Origin of the sequence: Arthrobacter terrae (genome assembly GCF_015708085.1) — a bacterium.
GTDB classification, from domain to species: Bacteria; Actinomycetota; Actinomycetes; order Actinomycetales; family Micrococcaceae; genus Arthrobacter_M; species Arthrobacter_M terrae.
The window spans coordinates 14,984-34,245 of the sequence record NZ_JADNYM010000013.1; the positions used below are offsets into that span (position 1 = coordinate 14,984).

Annotated in this window: 16 protein-coding genes and 1 pseudogene; 7 read left to right on the forward strand and 10 right to left on the reverse strand. The window is 63.1% G+C overall.

Annotation, left to right across the window (positions count from 1 at the left end; genetic code table 11):
- Window positions 1-45 precede the first annotated feature (45 nt).
- Window positions 46-981, reverse strand: a complete 936-nt coding sequence (ku, locus tag IV500_RS11200; RefSeq protein WP_196396905.1) for a non-homologous end joining protein Ku — start codon at window positions 979-981, stop codon at window positions 46-48.
- 70 nt (window positions 982-1,051) lie between these two features.
- On the opposite strand from ku, the gene IV500_RS11205 reads away from it, so the two are divergent.
- The 7 genes from IV500_RS11205 (at window position 1,052) to IV500_RS11235 (ending at window position 9,800) form a co-directional block, all read left to right on the forward strand.
- Entirely contained in the window at window positions 1,052-3,769 is a 2,718-nt protein-coding gene (locus IV500_RS11205) for an ATP-dependent DNA ligase (RefSeq protein ID WP_196396906.1), read from the forward strand.
- Between the two features lie 104 nt (window positions 3,770-3,873).
- Window positions 3,874-4,323, forward strand: coding sequence for a MaoC family dehydratase N-terminal domain-containing protein (locus tag IV500_RS11210; RefSeq protein WP_196396907.1), 450 nt, complete (start codon window positions 3,874-3,876; stop codon window positions 4,321-4,323).
- Window positions 4,323-4,742 carry a MaoC family dehydratase gene (locus IV500_RS11215; protein WP_196396908.1) on the forward strand — a complete coding sequence of 140 codons (420 nt, stop codon included), beginning with the start codon at window positions 4,323-4,325 and terminating at the stop codon, window positions 4,740-4,742. Before IV500_RS11210 ends, IV500_RS11215 begins: the two co-directional genes overlap by 1 nt.
- The gene (locus IV500_RS11220; protein ID WP_196396909.1) at window positions 4,739-6,115 is read left to right on the forward strand and encodes an MFS transporter; all 1,377 of its coding nucleotides are present in this window, start codon (window positions 4,739-4,741) and stop codon (window positions 6,113-6,115) included. Before IV500_RS11215 ends, IV500_RS11220 begins: the two co-directional genes overlap by 4 nt.
- A 9-nt stretch (window positions 6,116-6,124) precedes the next feature.
- The gene (locus IV500_RS11225; protein WP_376770206.1) at window positions 6,125-7,204 is read left to right on the forward strand and encodes a UDP-N-acetylmuramate dehydrogenase; all 1,080 of its coding nucleotides are present in this window, start codon (window positions 6,125-6,127) and stop codon (window positions 7,202-7,204) included.
- 132 nt (window positions 7,205-7,336) lie between these two features.
- Window positions 7,337-8,440 carry a fatty acid desaturase family protein gene (locus IV500_RS11230; protein WP_196396910.1) on the forward strand — a complete coding sequence of 368 codons (1,104 nt, stop codon included), beginning with the start codon at window positions 7,337-7,339 and terminating at the stop codon, window positions 8,438-8,440.
- A 127-nt stretch (window positions 8,441-8,567) separates the two neighbouring features.
- Window positions 8,568-9,800 carry a winged helix DNA-binding domain-containing protein gene (locus IV500_RS11235; protein ID WP_196396911.1) on the forward strand — a complete coding sequence of 411 codons (1,233 nt, stop codon included), beginning with the start codon at window positions 8,568-8,570 and terminating at the stop codon, window positions 9,798-9,800.
- 13 nt (window positions 9,801-9,813) lie between these two features.
- Here the strand turns inward: IV500_RS11235 and asd are convergent, their stop codons facing one another.
- The 9 genes and pseudogenes from asd to mshD all read right to left on the reverse strand — a co-directional run bounded on the left by asd (window position 9,814) and on the right by mshD (window position 19,151).
- The gene (gene asd, locus IV500_RS11240; protein ID WP_196396912.1) at window positions 9,814-10,935 is read right to left on the reverse strand and encodes an aspartate-semialdehyde dehydrogenase; all 1,122 of its coding nucleotides are present in this window, start codon (window positions 10,933-10,935) and stop codon (window positions 9,814-9,816) included.
- 46 nt (window positions 10,936-10,981) lie between these two features.
- Window positions 10,982-12,310, reverse strand: a complete 1,329-nt coding sequence (locus tag IV500_RS11245) for an MFS transporter (RefSeq protein ID WP_196396913.1) — start codon at window positions 12,308-12,310, stop codon at window positions 10,982-10,984.
- 162 nt (window positions 12,311-12,472) lie between these two features.
- Complete coding sequence (locus tag IV500_RS11250; RefSeq protein WP_230854853.1) at window positions 12,473-13,006, reverse strand: dihydrofolate reductase; 534 nt, start codon at window positions 13,004-13,006, stop codon at window positions 12,473-12,475.
- 134 nt (window positions 13,007-13,140) lie between these two features.
- Window positions 13,141-13,971: a thymidylate synthase gene (locus IV500_RS11255; protein WP_196396914.1), complete on the reverse strand. Its 831-nt coding sequence runs from the start codon at window positions 13,969-13,971 to the stop codon at window positions 13,141-13,143.
- A gap of 10 nt (window positions 13,972-13,981) precedes the next feature.
- Complete coding sequence (locus tag IV500_RS11260) at window positions 13,982-14,623, reverse strand: DUF5808 domain-containing protein (RefSeq protein ID WP_230854840.1); 642 nt, start codon at window positions 14,621-14,623, stop codon at window positions 13,982-13,984.
- A 13-nt stretch (window positions 14,624-14,636) separates the two neighbouring features.
- Window positions 14,637-14,765, reverse strand: a pseudogene (locus IV500_RS22275) (hypothetical protein); the annotation flags it as partial.
- A 47-nt stretch (window positions 14,766-14,812) separates the two neighbouring features.
- Window positions 14,813-15,865, reverse strand: coding sequence for an NUDIX hydrolase (locus IV500_RS11265; RefSeq protein WP_196396916.1), 1,053 nt, complete (start codon window positions 15,863-15,865; stop codon window positions 14,813-14,815).
- A gap of 4 nt (window positions 15,866-15,869) precedes the next feature.
- Complete coding sequence (locus IV500_RS11270; RefSeq protein ID WP_196397003.1) at window positions 15,870-18,113, reverse strand: RNA degradosome polyphosphate kinase; 2,244 nt, start codon at window positions 18,111-18,113, stop codon at window positions 15,870-15,872.
- 45 nt (window positions 18,114-18,158) lie between these two features.
- Window positions 18,159-19,151, reverse strand: a complete 993-nt coding sequence (mshD, locus tag IV500_RS11275) for a mycothiol synthase (protein WP_196396917.1) — start codon at window positions 19,149-19,151, stop codon at window positions 18,159-18,161.
- Between the last annotated feature and the right edge of the window lie 111 nt (window positions 19,152-19,262).

Genomic DNA, 19,262 nt, shown 5'->3' on the forward strand with positions numbered 1-19,262 from the left:
CCTAATCCGGGGCAGCCGCCGCTATGGGCCCCCAGGGGGAGGGAACTAGGCACCCTTACGCTTCGCCGGCTTGTTTTGGGTTTCCTTTGCTGCAGGCTCTTTTCGGGCCGTTCCTTTTCCTGCAGGTCCTTTTCGGGCAGCGGGCTTCCCCGCAGCAGCGGAGTCTCCGGTCGACTTTCGGTCACCAGCTGGTTTGGGCTTGCGGTTGCGTTCCACACTGCGTTTCAAAGCCTCCATGAGATCAAGGACCTGGCCTGGTTCGGTCTCTTCACTTTCCCCGAAGGTGGCGTCGGTGTCCAGCGCATCACCCTTGGCCAGCTTGGCGTCGATCAGAGCGTGCAGCTGTTCCTGGTACTCGTCGGTGTATTCTTCCGGGGCAAAACTGCCGGAGAACGAATCAACCAGCGCCGCGGACATTTCCTTCTCTTTGGCTGAGATCCGGACGCTTTCCTTCAGCGCCGGGAAGTCGGCCTCCCTAACCTCGTCCTCCCACAACAGTGATTGCAGCAGCAGGACGTCCCCACGCACCCGAAGTGCGCCCAACCGGGTTTTCTGCCGCAGGGCGAACTTCACAATCGCAGTCTGTTCCGTGTCTTCGAGCGTCCGGCGCAACAGCACATACGCTTTGGCGGATTTGGAGTCGGGCTCCAGGTAATAGCTCCGATCAAACATGATCGGGTCCAGTGCGTCGCTGGGGACGAACTGGACCACCTCGATCTCGCGGCTACGCTCTTCGGGCAGGGACGCGAGGTCCTCGTCGGTGAGCACAACCGTGCGGTCGCCGTCGTCGTACGCCTTATCTATGTGGTCGTAATCCACCACTTTTCCGCAGACCTCGCAACGGCGCTGGTAGCGGATCCGGCCGCCGTCATTATCGTGGACCTGATGCAGGCTTATGTCGTGGTCCTGCGTCGCGCTGTAGACCTTCACCGGAACATTAACCAGGCCGAACGCAACCGCGCCTTTCCAGATAGACCTCATCTGACCAGTGAACACTACGCCTACTGAGCAAAGCTAGCTTTCCCCCTTTTTTCGCGTAAAACTTGAGGGCATGACACCTCCCCAGGACTCGGCGCGGGACAAGAATCCGAATAGGCAGGTGGTGAACGTCGCCGGCCGCAGGCTCACCCTGACGAACCTGGATAAGGTGTTGTATCCGCAGACCGGGACCACCAAGGGCGACGTGATCGCGTATTACTCCGCGGTGGCACCGTTGCTGATTGCGTCGGCGAAGGGCAGACCTGCCACGCGCAAACGCTGGGTCCACGGGGTGGGTACGGCAGAACATCCGGGCCAGGTGTTCTTCCAGAAGAATCTCGAGGAATCCGCCCCGGCTTGGATCCCGTGCGGCAGCATCGAGCACAAGGAGCACACGAACGGCTATCCATTGGTCAACGATGCCGCAACCCTGACCTGGCTGGCGCAGATCGCGGCACTGGAAATCCACGTGCCGCAGTGGCGTTTCGGGCCCGACGGCGAGGCGCAGAACCCGGATCGGCTGGTGCTGGATCTGGATCCGGGGGAGGGGACAGGGCTGGCCGAATGCGTGCAGGTGGCAAAGCTGGCCCGGGCGATCCTGACGGATATGGGATTGGTTCCGGTGCCAGTGACCAGCGGCAGCAAGGGTATTCACCTTTATGCCGGGCTGGACGGCACGCGGACGTCGGAGGAAATTTCTGCGTTTGCACACGAGCTGGCGCGGGCGCTTGAGGCCGATCATCCGGACGTGGTGGTCAGTGACATGAAGAAATCACTGCGCCGGGGCAAGGTGCTGGTGGATTGGAGCCAAAACAACGCGGCGAAGACCACCATTGCGCCATACTCCTTGCGCGGCAGGTTTGAGCCCATGGTCGCGTACCCGCGTACCTGGCGGGAGCTGGCGTCTGAATCACTGGCCCAGTTGGATTACAAGGAAGTGTTGCGGCGGATCAAAAAGCGCTCCGATCCGATGGCCGCGCTGGCGGAGGAGCCGGGATCCGTTGTTGACACGAAGCCGGAGCCGGAGCCGGAGCCGAAGCCGAAGCCGGAGCCGAAGCCGAAGCCGGAGCCGGAGCCGGAGTCGGAGCCGGACGACGACGGCAGGCAAGGAGGCGTGGACAGCGGACAGGGCGCGGCAGCGGACCGGCTGGCTAAATACCGCAGTATGCGTGATCCCGGCCGGACGCCTGAACCGGTCCCGGCAGAAAGGGCCGTTGCCGCCGAAGGGCGGAGCTTTGTTATTCAGGAGCACCATGCCAGCCGGTTGCATTGGGATTTCCGGCTGGAGCGTAATGGGGTGCTGGTCTCGTGGGCGCTGCCCAAGGGCGTGCCGGAATCGACCGGGAAGAACCATTTGGCCGTCCAGACCGAAGATCATCCGCTCGAATACGGCTCGTTCGCGGGGACTATTCCCAAGGGCCAATACGGCGGCGGTGAGGTGACCATTTGGGATGCGGGCAGTTATCAGGAGGAAAAATGGCGGGACGGCAAGGAGGTCATTGCCACTCTCACCGGTCGGCCGGACGGCGGGTTGGGCGGCGTGCGGAAATATGCCCTGATCCATACCGGCGGGAACGGCAGGGCGGAAAATAACTGGCTGATCCACTTGATGAAAGACCAACCAGCAGACTCCGCGCAAGAAGCACCCAAGCTCACTGCCTCAGCCGGTGGCGCTGCATCACCCGGTGGCGCTGCATCACCCGGTGGCGCTGCATCAGACCAGAAGGGCGCGGCTGCAGACCAGAAGGGCGCGGCTGCAGACCAGAAGGGCGCGGCAACCAGGAAACCCGCAACAAAGAGGACCGTCGTCCCGTCGATCGCACCGATGCTCGCCACGGCAGGGTCCCTGCAGACCCTGGACCCGGACGAGGACTGGCTGCTGGAGATGAAGTGGGACGGAGTTCGGGCAATAGCTTCGGTGCAGGCGGGAAAAGTCACGTTTACCAGCCGCAATGGCAAGGACATGAGCGCTGTTTATCCGGAGTTGGCTGAGCTCGGGGGCCTCGTGGACGCCGGCGATGCCGTGCTGGACGGGGAAATCGTGGCACTCAACGCATCCGGTCGGCCGGACTTTGGGCTGCTGCAGGGCAGGATGAAACTCACGCGACCGGCCGACATTGCCAGGGCACAACGTGAGATCCCGGTGCACCTGATGGTTTTTGACCTGCTTTTCGCTGACGGCGAGCGGCTGACGCGAAAGGATCTCTCGGAGCGCCGCCGCCGGCTGGAGAGTGTGCTGCCTGCGGGCAGCGAAGGCCGCATCCAGCTCCCGCCGCTGCTGGATCTCTCCCCAGCCCAGGCCCTGGTGAGCAGCTCGGAGCTGGGCCTTGAAGGGATCCTGGCCAAGAAGTCCGGCAGCAGGTATGAGCCAGGCACCCGCAGTCCCGGCTGGATCAAAATCAAGCACCAACGAACCCAGGAAGTGGTGGTCGGCGGCTGGCGGCCAGGGAAAGGGCGGCGTGAAGGCGCGGTGGGTTCGCTGCTGCTCGGGATCCCACACGGCCGGTCCCTGAAGTACGCCGGCAGGGTAGGCAGCGGCTTCAGCGATAGCGAGCTGGCGGAATTGACCGTAGAAATGTCGCGCCTGCACCGCAAAACTACCCCATTCGACGACGTCCCGCGGGCTGACGCCGCAGACGCAATCTGGGTGACTCCGAAGCTGGTCGGTGAGGTGGAATATACGGAATTCACCGGCACCGGCCGATTGCGTCATCCGGTGTGGCGTGGCTGGCGGCTGGATAAAGACCCAAAGGACGTGGAACGCCAGCCGACTGACGCAGCTCCCAACTAGGTAGCAGCACCTGCACTCAAAACGTGAAATGAGTGCCGCAAGTGCGACCCAGTTGCCAGCCTATCCCTCGCGAACTAACCGGGAATGCCCGCTAGTGTTGGACCATGAGTATTAATCCGGACCTTCAGGGCCGCAGCTACCCGGCGGGTCCGGTGTACGAGGTGGGACGCGAAAAAATCCGTGAGTTCGCACTCGCGGTCAAGGCGACTAATCCGGCACATTTTGACGTTGCGGCGGCCCAGGAACTCGGCCATGCCGATCTGCTGGCACCTCCCACCTTCGCCATCATTGTGGCGCAGCGTGCCGACGCACGGTTGATCGAGGATTCCACCTCGGGCATCGACTTTTCCCGCGTGGTGCATGCCGAACAGCGTTTCACCCATCACCGGCCGATCGTGGCCGGGGACAAACTGGTGGCGGCCCTGCACGTTGACGCCGTCCGCGCGATGGGCGGCGGAGCCATGATCAGCACTCGGGCGGAAATCACCAGCAGCGACGGAGATCCGGTGGCTACAACGAGATCGGCCATCCTGGTCCGGGGAGAGGGGCAGTAATGGATTTTTCCTCCCTGGCCATCGGTCAGGAAATTGGCTCCTGCACCATCAACGTCAGCAGAGCCGATCTGGTCCGCTACGCCGGCGCCTCCGGGGATTTCAACCCCATTCACTTTAATGAGCGCATTGCCCGGGATGTCGAGCTGCCCGGCGTGATCGCGCACGGCATGTTTACTATGGGCGCCGCCGTCCAGCTGGTGAGCGACTGGGCAGGGGACCCGGGCGCCGTGCTGGACTACCAGACCCGGTTCACCCGGCCCGTTCCGGTACCGGACACGGACGCCGGAGCCCAAATCGCCGTCGTCGGCGTTATCGGTGCCCTTGACGCGGAGCAGTCGACCGCCCGGGTTGACCTTACAGTGACCAGCGGCGGCCAGAAAGTCCTTGTTAAGGCACAGGCAGTGGTCAAGGTGGCGTGAGCGGCGTTTCACCGCACGATTCCCAACGCCACGTCCCGCCGCGGGAGGTTGTGCACTGGCGCAATGGCGTGGTGGTGGCCTACACCGCATCCGGTCTGGCCTTTGCGTCCTGGGTGGCGCGTATCCCTGCCATCAGGGACAGTCTCCACCTGACTCCTGGCAGCGTGGGACTGCTGCTGCTGTGCATGACGGTCGGATCCTTCGCATCGGTAACCGTTTCCGGGCTGGTGGTATTGCGGCTAGGGTCCCGGCGGACCATTAAGGCCGGCAGTGCAGTGCTCGGAGCCGGATTGCTGCTGGCCGGCTTTGGAGCCACGGTTCTCGGTAGCGTTGCTGCGGTAGGCGTGGGCCTGGCGGTGATCGGGTTGGGCACCGCGTCGTGGAATACGGCCTCCAATGTCGAAGGCGCGGCGGTGGAACGGGCGCTCAAACGGCATATTATGCCGAGGCTGCACGGATCGTTCAGCGCCGGGACAGTGGCTGGGGCCGGGCTCAGCGCGCTCGCCGCAGGCCTGCAGGTGCCGGTCCTATGGCACTTTCTGGCCACCGCCGTCGTCGTCGTGGCGTCCGTGTGGGCCGGCTCCCGGTTCTTTCGCGCAGACGCATGGAGTCCGCCTGTTAGCTACGCGGAACCGGCGTCCGTCCCTTCGGGCGGTATCCCGGGCAGCCAATCGGACATTAACATCGACCCGGCCACCGGGCCAATCAGACTCGTGCCGGCGGGAACCCCGACGGACAGCCCTGCGGCCGGCAACTCAAAGGTGCTGGACGGCCGACAGCGCGTCGCCGCAGCATGGCGCGAACGCCGAACCCTGCTGATCGGGCTGCTGGTCCTCGGACTGACCCTGGCCGAAGGGTCGGCAGGGGACTGGGTCGCACTGGCTCTTGCCGACGGCTACGGGGCAACGAACGCGACCGGCGCGTTGGGCTACGGCATATTTGTCACCGCCATGATGCTGGGCCGGTTCGCCGGGACAATTGTGCTGGACCGGTGGGGCCGGGTCGCCGTATTGCGCGTCTGCGCCGCGCTCGCCTTTGCCGGTCTTGCCCTTTTCGTGTTTGCACCTTCGCAGCAGCTGGCCATGCTTGCGCTGGTGGCTTGGGGGCTCGGCGCCTCGCTGGGCTTTCCGGTGGGAATGTCCGCGGCCGCCGATGACCCCGAGAAGGCTGCCGCCCGGGTATCTGTTGTTTCCACCATCGGCTATGGTGCGTTCCTTTGCGGTCCACCGCTGCTGGGGCTGTTGGCCGAGCATGTGGGCGTCCTTCATTCGCTGCTGGCCGTGCTGGTGCTGCTGGCCGTAAGTTTCTTCCTCACTCCCGTCGTGCGCAGGCCCGAACAGGCTCCGGCATCCTCAGCCGTCCGGGGCGGATAGGCTGAACGCGTGACTTCTTTGACTGAGCACAAACTTCTGAGCTCGCTGACAACACTTGGTACCGGTGGTGCCGCCGGGGCGCTGACCGAGGCCTTTTCGGAACAGGAAATTATCGACGCGGTCCGCAAAGCCGACGACGCCGGCGAGGCGCTGCTGATCATCGGCGGCGGGTCCAATCTGGTAATCGCTGATGACGGTTTCCCCGGGACAGTGCTGCGCATTGCCAGCAGCGGGTACACGGTGGAGTCCGAGGACAGCTGCGGCGGCGTTTCCGTCGTTGTCCAGGCAGGGCACAATTTCGACGAGCTGGTCCACACCGCCGTTCTGCACGCGTGGAGCGGGATCGAGGCTCTTTCCGGGATTCCGGGACTCACCGGTGCCACCCCGGTGCAGAACGTGGGTGCGTATGGGACAGACGTGTCAGCGACCATCGCATCCGTTCGGGTCTGGGACCGGCTGCGGAACGCGGTCCAGACGTTCGCGCACGCGGACCTGAAGTTCGGCTACCGGGATTCGATTCTTAAACAGAGTACGACGGCGGGATCCCCGCGTTACGTCGTTTTGACCGTGGAGTTTCAGCTGGCCTTGGGCCGGATGAGTGCTCCCATCAGGTATACCGAACTGGCCCGGGTACTCGGTGTCGAGGTCGGCAAACGGGCGTACTCACTGGACGTCCGGCGTGAAGTGCTGGCACTGCGGACAGGCAAAGGAATGGTCCTGGATGCCGGTGACCGCGATACCTGGTCCACGGGCTCGTTTTTCACCAATCCCCTGGTCACAGCGGACGTCGCCCGGCTGCTGCCGGCTGATGCACCGAAATATCCTGCACCGGATTCCGGTTTGATCAAGCTCAGTGCCGCCTGGCTGATTGACCGGGCCGGGTTTGCCAAAGGTTTCGGTCTGGAACCCGGCAGTGTTTCCAGCGGGCGTGCTGCCCTGTCCACCAAACACACCTTGGCCATCACCAACCGCGGGACTGCCCGCACGCAGGATGTGTTGGCCGTAGCCCGGGCTGTCCGGGCGGGCGTGGCGGCGAAGTTCGGCATAACGCTGGAACCGGAGCCGTTGTTGATTGGCTGCTCGCTCTAAAAACCCGGCTGCTGCAGCCCGACCCGTACCCCCGTAGGGGCCCAAGACGGTTCTGACGGGTGATGTGCGCCCCGGTACCGGCTCCGTAGTGTGAAGGAAGATCAGGAACTACATCTTCGAAGGGTCATTCACATGTCATCTGCCACCATTGAGAGTCCGGCACGGTCCCCGCGGGCCGCGCGGCCGTCACGGGACCGCCATGTCACTGACTTTATTGCCTTGGCCGAGGAGGTCCGGGCCGCTGGCCTGATGAAGCGTGACATCTCCTGGTACACCTGGCGCATGATCCGTCTTGGCCTGGGTTTTACCGCGACTGGCGTGATGTTTGTGCTGCTGGGCCATAGCTGGTGGCAGCTGCTGACCGCCGTCATCTTCTCCTTCCTGCTGGGCCAAGCGGGCTTTCTGGCACACGATGCCGCCCACCGGCAGATTTTCGCTTCCGCCAAAAAGAACGAATGGACCGGAAGGATCGTCGGGAATCTTTTTGTCGGCCTCAGCTATGGCTGGTGGATGAACAAGCACGGCAAGCACCACGCCAACCCGAACAAGATCGGCAAGGATGATGACATCGCCACCGGGGCCGTCATCTTCAATCCGGAAGATGCGGGCCAGCGCAAGGGCTTCGGTAAATGGTTTGCGGCCCATCAGGGCTCGTTCTTCTTCCCGCTGCTGACGCTGGTGGCCCTGGACCTGCACATGTCGGCCATCCGCCGGGTCTTGAATAAAAACGAAATAGTGCCCGCCCGCAAGGCTGAAATCGGGCTGCTGGCTGTCCGGCTGATTGGCGTGCCGGTCGCCGCGTTCTTCGTGATGGGACCGTGGATCGCCCTGGCCTTCATGGTGGTGCACTTGGCCACTTTCGGTGTCTATTTCGGCGGCTCCTTTGCGCCGAACCACAAGGGAATGCCGCTGGTTCCCAAGGACGTCAAGATCGACTTCATGCGCCGCCAGACGCTGATGAGCCGTAATATTTCCGGCGGCTGGTGGGTGGACAAGGGCATGGGCGGCCTGAACTATCAGATTGAGCACCACCTTTTCCCCACCATGTCCTCCAAGAACCTGAAGCTGGTGCAGCCGATGGTCCGGCAGTACTGCGCCGAGCGCAACATCAAATACACAGAAACCACGCTGGGGCAGTCCTACATGATCGTGATGAAGTACCTGAACCGGGTCGGCCTGGGCCAGCGCGATCCGTTCGAGTGCCCGATCACCGCCAATATGCGCTCCGCACGCTAGCAAAGCACCGCCCAAAGCGCTCCTCTTTTTACCTCTGAGCTGCCCGCGATGGGGCCGTTTCCCCCAAACGGTCCCATCGCCGGCAGCTCAGCTTGGTGTTTAAGCGGCCCGGACTATGATGCAACAGATGATGCAAGGTCCAACGGGTCGCGTTCCGCCGGCCATGCTCGGCAGGCTCAGGCTCTCCAGCCAGCGCCTGCTGGGCAGTTCCTTTGATACACCGCTTGAGGCGGTGCGGTGGATGACGGCCATGCAGGGGCAGGATCTCCCCGGAGCCCTGTGGTCCGTGGGGCTGCGGGTCCCCGGTTCGACCGTGACGGATGTCCGGAACGCGCTGGACTCTGGTGATATTGTCCGATCCTGGCCGTTGCGTGGGACACTGCATCTGTGTGCTGCGGAGGACCTCGGCTGGTTTTTGTCCTTGACGTCAGAGCGGTTGATTGCCGGGATGGCCGGGCGGCACCGTCAATTGGAAATTACGACGACGGATGTCGAGACCGCACGCAACGCCGCGGTTGCGCTCTTCGCGGCCAACCAAGCATCGCCAGGCTTCGTGTCGGCGGTCACCGGTACACCTCCCGCCTCCGCTTCCCGCAACGAAATCCTCGCAGCGTTCCGGCGCGCAGGCCAACCGACGGATAACCAGCGCGGCATCCACCTTCTGTGGCTGCTGAGCCTGACCGGCACATTAGTGCAAGGTTCAAGTTTCGGTAACGGGCAGAAATTCGTGCTGCTGGAAAGCTGGATACGTCATCCGCGTGTGCTGGAGCGGGACGAAGGGTTGGCCGAATTGGTATTGCGGTATTTTAACAGCCACGGTCCCGCCACCATTCAGGACTTCTGCTGGTGGACGAAGCTACCGCTCAAAGATGCCAGAGCCGGCCTTGACCTGGTGAAGAATCAGCTCCGGTCCATGGACGTCGCTGGTTCTCCCTACTGGATGTCACGGGAAGCGGCGGAGCTGATCACCGGAAGGGACCTGCAGCCGGGCCGCAGCCTTCCAGGAACTGGTTCATTGCTCCTCTTGCCGGGGTTCGACGAGTTCCTGCTCGGATATAGGGACCGCAGCGCGGCTCTGGGTGCGGAGCATGCCCCTTTGATCGTGCCGGGCAATAACGGGATGTTCAAGCCCACCGTTGTCGCCGGCGGCATAGTGGCGGGAACCTGGCGCGGGGTCCGGCGCCCGGGCGGGCGCTTAGGCTCGCCCTGTGTCGTAGAGACTTCCCTGTTCCATGCCCTCTCGACGGGTCAGCAGCGGGCCTATACCAAAGCCACCGCCGGCTACGCCCGATTTCTCGCCCCCGCGGGCAGGACGGCTGCGGCGGAAGACCCCGCCAGCGCAACGCTGGGCGGCGGCTAAAGCTTTCCGGCGGCTAAAGCCTTCCGGTGGCGATGTTCAGCATGCGGCGCAGCGGTTCGGCAGCACCCCAGAGCAGCTGGTCACCTACGGTGAACGCACTGATGTACTTCGGGCCCATCTCCAACTTGCGGATGCGCCCCACCCGAATGTCCAGTGTCCCGGAAGCAGCCACCGGTGTGAGGCCGTGCATGGATGCTTCCTTGGTGTTGGGAATGACCTTGACCCACTGATTGTCGGCGCCGATGAGGGACTCAATCTCGGACACCGGGAGGTCCTCGCGCAGCTTCAGCGTCAGGGCCTGGGAATGTGAGCGCATGGCGCCAATTCTGATGCACAGTCCGTCCATCAGGATCCGGTCCGCGCCGGTAGTACCCAGGATTTTGTTCGTTTCGGCGCCGTTCTTCCATTCCTCTTTGGACTGTCCATTGCCCATGTCCGCATCAATCCAAGGGATCAGCGACCCCGCCAGCGGGACCCCGAACTGGGAAGAATCGAGCTGCGGGTTTTGCTGCTCGGCCAGCACCGCCCGGTCAATGTCCAATATCGCCGACGAGGAGTTCTGCAGCTCGGATGACACAGCCCCCTGCAGCGCACCGAACTGGTTCAGCAGTTCGCGCATATGGCGGGCCCCCCCACCGGAAGCGGCCTGATAGGTCATCGAGGTGCCCCACTGAACTAAACCGTTCCGGAAAAGGCCGCCGAGGCCCATCAGCATGCAGGAAACGGTGCAGTTCCCGCCGATGAAGTCGCGGACGCCGCCGGCCAGCCCGGTATCGATGGCTTCCCGGTTCACCGGGTCAAGCACAACGATCGAATCGTCCTCCATCCGCAGCGTCGAGGCTGCGTCGATCCACAGCCCATCCCAGCCGGCCGCGCGCAGCCGGGAGTGGACGTCTGAGGTATAGCCGCCGCCCTGCGCCGTGACAATGATCGGTAATTTGGCCAGTGTCCGGGTATCGTACGCGTCCGCCAGCGGCCCGGCGCCGTCGGCGAACGCCGGAGCGGGGCCTCCCGCATTGGAAGTGGAGAAGAACACGGGATCAAGGCCGGCGAAATCGCCCTCGTCCTGCATGCGCTGCATCAGCACGGACCCAACCATGCCGCGCCAGCCCACGAAACCTACACTTTGCGTCATAACCTAAGTTTAGACGAGCCATCAGCGGGCCGACGTCTTCATTACGTCACGCCGCAGCGCTGCCGGTTGCCGTCGTCGTAAATGCCCTGCCGCGCGTCTCCTTGGTGAAGGACATCAACACCACGATGATAATTGCCACCGCGCCCGCCACCACGGCCATGGCCAGGCCGTAATTGCCTCCCGTGGCGGACGCGATCAGCGCTTGGATGGTCGCGTTGCCGGCGGCAATGACATTGCCCAATTGGTAGACGAACCCCGGCAGCACGGCCCGCGTTCCCTCCGGGACCAGCTCATTAAGATAAGCCGGGATGACGCCCCACGCACCCTGGACCATGAACTGGATGAGGAACGCGCCCACGCCGAGCCAAATCGAACCGGAGGCAAAGGCCCACAGCGGGATGCACGGCAGGGACAGGGCCGCAAAAATGATGATAATCCGTTTGCGGCCATACCGCTCGGAGAGCGTTCCCGCCAGCAGGCCGCCAAAGATGGCGGCAATGTTGTAGCAAATGGCAATGATGCTTACCGTGCCGGAGTCAAAGCCGTGTTGGATCTTCAGGAAAGTCGGGTAAAGATCCTGCGTCCCGTGGCTGAAGAAGTTGAAGGCCGCCATCAGCACCACGGCGAACAGCAGAATCTTCCAGTTCCCCCGCACAGCGCCCCAGAAGCTGAATTCGGATTTAGCCCTTGTATTCCCGCGGGTTGCCAGCCAGACCGGGGATTCATCGACCTTAAAGAAGATGTACACCGCCAGCAGCAGCGGCGCCGCGCCGAGGGCAAACATCCCGCGCCAACCAATCACATTGATGAAAAGGCCGTAAATGACGGCAGCGATCAGGTATCCCAGCGGATAACCGGCCTGAAAAAGACCGGAAATGAAACCGCGGGCGTGCCGTGGGATGCTCTCCATGGTCAGGGCCGAGGCGACGCCCCATATGCCGCCCATGGCGAGCCCGTAGACAATCCGGAGCACAAAGAAGGTGCCGAAGTCCGGAGCCAGTGCACTGGCTATTTCGATCAGCGAAAAGATGACGATGTTGATCATCAGTACCGGTTTCCGGCCGAACTTCTCCGCCAGCGGACCGAAAATCAGTGCGCCAATCGGCCGGACGACCAGGGTGACGGTGATCGCCAGGGTGGCCGCGACGATGGTGATGCCAAACTCTTTGGCCATGTTCGTGAGCACAAAAACCAGGACAAAGTAGTCGAAGGCGTCCAGCGTCCAACTGCCCACCCCGGCGAAAACGGTGTTTCGCTGGGTGGAGGTCCAGGCTTCCTTCGGAGTCCTGGCCGTCGACGTACCCTTGGACGCATTCGGCGCAGATTCATTAGGTACGGGGTCATGAGGTACGGGGTCATGCGGTTCCGGAGACATCTGCCATCATCTTCCCAGCGACGTGCCGACCTGCTCACAAATACGTGATCCAGCAGCCGGCATCGGCTGGGGTGCGCCAATCGCGGCAGCTGGGGTATCTGTTGGCCCCACCTGGAACTTTTCCAGCCGAGGCCGGGGGTGTCAAGACCTACCGGAGAGCACTTAGACGTCCTCGGAGGTGAATTCCGAGCTGCCCCTTGCCCACAATGTGTAGCGGTACCGTGTCCCGTTTTTCCCGGTATGCCAGCCCTCCACCGGCGCACCGCCGCGAAAGGTCCATTCCGGTCCCAGCTGGGGTGCGCCGGTATCACCTGCAGTATCGGAATCGATCACGGTAATCGCCGCGACATTGGCATGCACGAGCGCCTGCGCGTAAACCTGGCCGCCGCCGATGATCCAGATCTCATTCCCACCGGGGCTGAACTGTGCCTCCACCAGAGCGTCTTCAAGGGTATGGACGACGACGGCGCCCGCGGCTTCCGGCGTGTCTGCCCAGTCCTGCTGCCCGGTGATCACAATATTCGTCCGCTCCGGCAGCGGGCGGAACTTTGCCGGAAAGGATTCCCAGGTGCGCCGCCCCATGACTACGGGGTGACCGGTGGTGACGCGTTTAAAGTGGGCCATGTCTTCCGGCACGCGCCATGGCATGCCGCCGTCCTTGCCGATGACACCCTGTTGGGTCTGGGCCCAGATCATGCCGATAATCGGCTCGGTGAAGCGATAGAGCCCGAGAGCCTCAGCCTCGAAGCCGATACTGCCGGTGTTGCCTGCCCCGGCGTCTGCGGTTTTTTCGTCCGGGATGGGTCCACCGGTGCGGAAACGGCCCGGATTCATACCGCTATCGGAGCCTTGATAGCGGCATGGTGCCGGTAATTGATCAGCTCAAAATCCTCAAGGTCGTAATCGAAAATTGTCTTCGGATGGCGTGTGATCCGCAGCTGCGGATAAGGGTACGGCTCGCGGCCCGACTGCTCGGCGACCTGATCGACGTGGTCATTATAAATATGCACATCGCCGCCGGTCCAGATGAACTCGCCAGGTTCCAGGCCCGTCTGCTGGGCAACCATTAGGGTCAGCAGTGCATAGGAGGCAATGTTGAACGGAACCCCTAAAAAGGTGTCGGCGCTGCGCTGATACAGCTGGCAGCTGAGCTTTCCCGGTCCGGCCTCGAGGCCCTCCGGGTGCGGCTGGACATAAAACTGAAAGAAGGCGTGGCAGGGGGGAAGTGCCATATTCTTCAGCTCGGCGACATTCCAGGCGCTGACGATGTGCCGGCGGGAATCAGGATTGCTTTTCAAGCCCTCGATCAGCTCGGCGATCTGGTCGATGTGGCCGCCGTCCGGGGTTGGCCAGGAGCGCCACTGAACGCCGTACACCGGCCCCAGCTCGCCGTCGTCGTCCGCCCATTCATTCCAGATCTTAACGCCGCGCTCCTGCAGCCACTTGACGTTGGAATCGCCGCGCAGGAACCACAGCAGCTCCAAAACAACTGACTTGAAGTGCACGCGCTTAGTGGTGATCAGCGGGAAGCCTTCACTTAGATCGAAGCGCAGTTGGCGGCCGAAAACGCTGCGCGTGCCGGTTCCGGTGCGGTCCGGTTTGGCCGCGCCGTTGGCCATCACATCACGCAACAGGTCTTCATACGGGGAAGGAATTCTCACCTGCGTTAGTCTAGCCGGATGTGCTGCCGACGACGACGGCGGTGACCACCCCGGTAAGGACGAGCAGGAGCATCGCCAGCGTAATGGCCTTGCCGGCGGGACGGCCCCAATTGATGGTCCAGCCGATGCCAGCACGTTTGGGCACCAGCAGCCAGGGATCCTCGGGGTTGTTGTAGATCAGCCCGGCGATCCACTGGGAATCATCGTCCGGATGCTGCGGGCGGGTTGATCTGGCGCCGGTGTGCTGGTCTGCTTGCCCGCTCGCGGTCCGCGCGAACGCGGCATCTTCGCTCCGGTAGCTGCGCCAGCAATACCATCCGCCCAGAAGCAGCGGGACGAAAAACACGATCAGCGGCAGGTAGCCTGGAATGTAGAACGGGGAGCCGACGCCGGAGGACCACGTCATTACGGCCGTCACCGCGAAGGTTGCGCTCAAGCTGCAGGCGATGATGCCCAGCAGAAGCTGGCTGGCGTTTTGCTGGGCCACGCCCTGCCGGCGGGCCTGCTCGGGGGTAACGCCGTAGCGGCTTTTGACCGGCGTCCTGGAAATACCCCAGCCCGTAGCCAGCAGAACGGCCAGCATGCCCACGCCGAAGAAGACGGCGAAAAACCGAGCCGACGGATTTGTCCATGTAACCGTTCGGCGTGCCATCCCCGCCCCAATGGGTGGCGAAACGGACCGGGATATCGGGATAGCTGACTATGCCGTAGATCAGCACGGCCAGCAGAATTCCGAGGCCGGCAAAATACCAGCGTAACGCCGGCCCGCGCCTGGCGATTTCGCTTTGCTGCACAACTTCCCCTTGCTACCCATCACGACCGGCCCAGCGGAGGCAAACGCCTAGTCTTCGAAGGGCTTGTACCGCTCCACGGAAACAATTTGTGGCTGTTCTCTGCCGCTGACCTGACAGATGATGACCTCCGCGGGGGACAAAAACGGGTCCGAAGCCGGCAGGGCAGCGGCCAGACCGGGGGGCATGCGGGCGGCCAGCTGTGCGAGGACGGTGGGCAGGGCCGGTCGGTGGGTGCAGAGCGCCACCGGACGCGCCTTGTCAAAGAGACGGTCGACGACGGCGGCCGTCTTCTCCGGTTGGCGCGCATGTTTGGCTTCGGTCAGGGACGCAAAGACCTTGACCTTGGCGTTGGTCGCCTTGACGTAGGGGGACATCGTAGCCACGCACCGCAGCCACGGGCTGGTCGCCACGCGGGTCGGCCGCCAAGCCACGAGCAGTCGGCTCAAGGCCAGCGCCTGCCGTACTCCCGTCGCGGTCAATGGACGGTCCCCTTCGGCGAGTGTCCAGGCTGAGCGGGGTCTGGCCTTGGCATGGCGCACCACCAGCAACGGCCAGGTTTCCAGCTCGGCCCGGTTATGTGCGCTGACCAAGGCTTCGAGAGGGGCTACGTCAGTGGGGTTGGTCAGCAGTTCCCTGGCGCGCTGCGGCGAACACCAGAGGAAGCTGTCCACTTCGTTGCCGTCCGGAACGGGGTCCGCGTCCGGAACGTGACTGGCCCAGTACCGCACTTCCTTGAGACCGGAATTGACCTGGTAAACGGCGGTCGGCAGTGGTATACCCAGCCGGATCCGCAGGCCGACCTCCTCGCAGACTTCGCGCACAGCACATTCGGGTATAGTTTCGCCGTCGTCGAGCTTTCCCTTCGGCCACGACCAGTCGTCGTAGCGGGGCCGGTGAATCAGCAGCACTTCGAGGTCACGCTTTTGCAGTCGCCAGCAGATGGCGCCTGCCGCCCGGACCGCAAACTCCTGGTTGCCGCCCGTTGCAGCGCCGCCGCCCGCGGTAGTGCCGCCTGCTCCGCCTGCGGTGCTGCCGCCTGCGGTGCTGCCGCCTGCTCCGCCTGCGGTGCTGCCGCCTGCGTTCGAATTTTGTTTCTTCATCGCGTCAGCGCCGGTTGGCGGATCGCTGGCGCGATCTGCTGGACAACAGCCAGGACTGCACGTCGGAGAGCGGCTGGCCGGTATCGTCCAGATGGAAACGGGTCCAGAGTCCCTCGTTGTCCAGGTGCCAACTGGACGTTTCGGGATCCACGTAGCGCTCCAGCAGCGTGAGCACGTAATTAATGTCTTCGGGGTTGCGCAGCTGGACAAGTGCCTCCACCCGGCGGTCCAGATTGCGGTGCATCATGTCTGCCGAGCCGATGTAGACCACGGGGTCCCCGGCGTTGGCGAAGGTGAACACCCGGGAATGCTCCAGGAACCGGCCCAGGATGGAGCGAACGGTGATGTTCTCACTCAGGCCCGGAACCCCTGGGCGCAGCGAACAAATGCCGCGGACAATCACGTCCACCTGGACACCGGCCTGTGAGGCCCGGTACAGCGAATCGATGATGGCCTCGTCCACCATTGAGTTCACTTTGATCTGCACCTTGGCGGGCAGCCCGGCCTTTTTGTTGGCAATTTCCCGTTCTATCCTGTCGATCAGGCCCGACCGCACGGAACGTGGTGCCACCAGCAGACGCTTGAACGTGGATTTCGGCGCATAGCCGGAGAGCTGGTTGAAGAGCTTTGTCAGATCTTCGCCCACTTGGTTGTCAGCCGTCAGCAGACCCAGGTCCTCATAGTAGCGGGCGGTGCGCGGGTGGTAGTTGCCGGTGCCAATATGGCAGTACCGCCGCAGTCCGTCGAGCTCCTGGCGCACCACCAGAGACAGCTTGCAGTGGGTTTTCAGGCCCACGATTCCATACACCACATGGACGCCGGCCTGTTCGAGTTTGCGCGCCCAGGAAATGTTGGCCTGCTCGTCAAAGCGCGCCTTAATCTCCACCAGTGCCAGGACCTGCTTTCCGGCCTCCGCTGCGTCCACCAGGGCATCGACAATGGGGGAGTCCCCGGAGGTGCGGTACAGGGTCTGCTTGATGGCCTGGACCTTGGGATCTGCGGCGGCCTGCTCCAAAAATGCCTGCACGGAGGTAGAGAAGGAATCGTAGGGATGATGCAGCAGAATGTCACGCCGGCGCATGGCAGCGAAGACGTTCGCCGCCTTGGCCGTTTCGGATTCATTAAGGTAGCGGGAAGTGTGCGCCACGTTTTTGGGGTAGCGAAGATCAGAGCGGTCAATACCGCCGATCACGGAGAGTCCACGCAGATCCAGCGGAGCCGGAAGTGCATAGACCTCCGATTCCTCAACGTCGAGCTCGCGCACCAGCAGCGCCTGGACATTGGGATTAATATCCGTGGCGACTTCCAGTCGGACCGGCGGTCCGAAGCGGCGGCGCAGCAGTTCCTTCTCCAGCGCCTGCAGCAGGTTTTCCGCGTCGTCCTCTTCAACCTCAAGGTCTTCGTTGCGGGTGACCCGGAAGGTGTGGTGCTCGAGCACCTCCATGCCCGGGAAGAGTTGGTCAAGATGTTCGGAAATGACCTCTTCGAGCGGAATGAACCGCGCCACTCGCCCCGGGACCGTCCCGGCCCGTGGTCCATCCACGGAAATGAGCCGCGGGAGCTGGTCAGGCACCTTGAGCCGTGCAAAAAGCTCCTTGTCACTGACCGGATTACGTACCACCAAAGCCAGATTCAACGACAGGCCCGAGATATAGGGGAACGGATGTGCCGGATCCACTGCCAGCGGCGTCAGGATGGGGAAGACCTTTTCCGCGAACATGGTGCTCAAACGGGCCTTGGCGCCGTCGTCAAGCTCGGTCCAATGCACCAAATGGATGCTTTCGGCAGCCAGGGCGGGCCGGATCTGATCGGCAAAGACATGCGCATGACGGACGTGGAGCTCATGCGCGGCGTCGCTGATCTGTTCCAGAACTTCGATCGGGCTCAGGCCCGCCGGCGAGGGGACGGCCAGTCCGGCCGCAATCCGCCGCTTAAGCCCGGCGACCCGCACCATGAAGAATTCGTCCAAATTGGAAGCAAAGATGGACAGGAAATTGACGCGCTCCAGCAGCTGCAGGTCCGGATCCTCCGCAAGCTCCAGGACGCGGGCGTTGAAGGCCAGCCAGCTTAACTCGCGGTCCAGGAACCGTTCCGGAGTGACGTCGCCGTCGGGGATCAGACTCGGGGCGAATTCGGGGATGTCAATCCGGTCCTCCGTTGCCCGGGCCGTCTGCACCTCGGAAGAACCAAAGCGCTCGGGGAGCAGAATGGCCGCCGTATTCGGCGCTCCAGCCGTATCCGGTTTCATCATTTCTCCCCTAAAGCTTGATTCTTTCTCCTGCACCACTATAAGTTAATCGCTGTTTTCGACGGCGTCGGGTTGGGGACCGTACATGACATCGGCGTCCCACCGCGTGAATCCCAGGCTTTGATAAAGCCCCACGGCGGCCTGGTTATCCGCATCCACGTAAAGCATGATCGCGTTGAGTCCGCGGCTCCGCAGGTGCAGGATACCGGCCAGCGTCAGCGCCCGGCCCAAGCCGGAACCTTGGGCTTCCGGGGTGACGCCGACGACGTAGACCTCACCGATGGCCGGGCGCTGGCCGGACTGCGGATGCACTTTGGTCCAATGGAAGCCAACGATGTCTCCTGCCGCGTTGGTGGCCAGCAGGAAGCCAGCCGGGTCAAACCATTGTTCGGCCATCCGCGCGCGCAGATCGGCGAGCGTCATGTCCCCCTGCTCGGGATGGTGGGCAAACGCTGCCGCATTCGCCTTCAGCCAGGGAACCTCGTCCTGGTTGGGGATGAAAGACCGCAGTGAGATGCCCGCAGGCAGGGCGGGTTGTGGGATCGACTGCTGCTCGGCCGGCGCGCCGGTCAGGCGCATCCGCCACAGTTCCCGCATCGCGGCCCACCCGTACCGGGCAGCCAGACCCGCGGCTGCCTCATGATCCCCGTGCGACCAGGCCTTGAGCCCGGACAGCCCTCGACCGGCTTTAAGCGTGTCCACCAAGAGGGCACCGACGCCTTGATTGCGGTAGCTCGGATGAACCACAATCTCCAGGACTCCGGTGGGGCCGTCCAGCACCACCACGGCCACGCCGGCCAGATCGTTGCCGGTGGCAGGATCCGACTTTCCCTCCGGCGCGTAGGTCAACAGCAGCAGCAGGGAATCGACGTCCGCATCCGGCGATGTAAGGTCCACCAGGGTTTGCTCGGACAGGGGAGGGTTGGCATCGGAATCGAAGGCCGCGGCCACCAAAGTCCTGATATCCCGCAGTGCTTCTGGCTCCGGGCGGCCACTGATGGTCCGGACCGGCCAGCTATCCCTCGTTCTCTCGCTCATGGACAAAGCCTAATGCCCGCATTACCGACGGGCTGCCTGGTATCGATGAAGTCGGCGTTTGTGAATTGCGGCGGAACTGATTTAGAGTAAAAACCTCAGCTTGTGCGTGCC

Excerpts from the sequence above, each read along its gene's own strand:
- ku (WP_196396905.1), bottom strand. The coding sequence starts at position 981 with ATGAGGTCTATCTGGAAAGGCGCGGTTGCGTTCGGCCTGGTTAATGTT.
- IV500_RS11205 (WP_196396906.1), top strand. The coding sequence starts at position 1,052 with ATGACACCTCCCCAGGACTCGGCGCGGGACAAGAATCCGAATAGGCAG.
- IV500_RS11210 (WP_196396907.1), top strand. The coding sequence starts at position 3,874 with ATGAGTATTAATCCGGACCTTCAGGGCCGCAGCTACCCGGCGGGTCCG.
- IV500_RS11215 (WP_196396908.1), top strand. The coding sequence starts at position 4,323 with ATGGATTTTTCCTCCCTGGCCATCGGTCAGGAAATTGGCTCCTGCACC.
- IV500_RS11230 (WP_196396910.1), top strand. The coding sequence starts at position 7,337 with ATGTCATCTGCCACCATTGAGAGTCCGGCACGGTCCCCGCGGGCCGCG.
- IV500_RS11235 (WP_196396911.1), top strand. The coding sequence starts at position 8,568 with ATGATGCAAGGTCCAACGGGTCGCGTTCCGCCGGCCATGCTCGGCAGG.
- asd (WP_196396912.1), bottom strand. The coding sequence starts at position 10,935 with ATGACGCAAAGTGTAGGTTTCGTGGGCTGGCGCGGCATGGTTGGGTCC.
- IV500_RS11245 (WP_196396913.1), bottom strand. The coding sequence starts at position 12,310 with ATGTCTCCGGAACCGCATGACCCCGTACCTCATGACCCCGTACCTAAT.
- IV500_RS11250 (WP_230854853.1), bottom strand. The coding sequence starts at position 13,006 with ATGATCTGGGCCCAGACCCAACAGGGTGTCATCGGCAAGGACGGCGGC.
- IV500_RS11260 (WP_230854840.1), bottom strand. The coding sequence starts at position 14,623 with ATGGCACGCCGAACGGTTACATGGACAAATCCGTCGGCTCGGTTTTTC.
- IV500_RS11265 (WP_196396916.1), bottom strand. The coding sequence starts at position 15,865 with ATGAAGAAACAAAATTCGAACGCAGGCGGCAGCACCGCAGGCGGAGCA.
- IV500_RS11270 (WP_196397003.1), bottom strand. The coding sequence starts at position 18,113 with ATGAAACCGGATACGGCTGGAGCGCCGAATACGGCGGCCATTCTGCTC.
- mshD (WP_196396917.1), bottom strand. The coding sequence starts at position 19,151 with ATGAGCGAGAGAACGAGGGATAGCTGGCCGGTCCGGACCATCAGTGGC.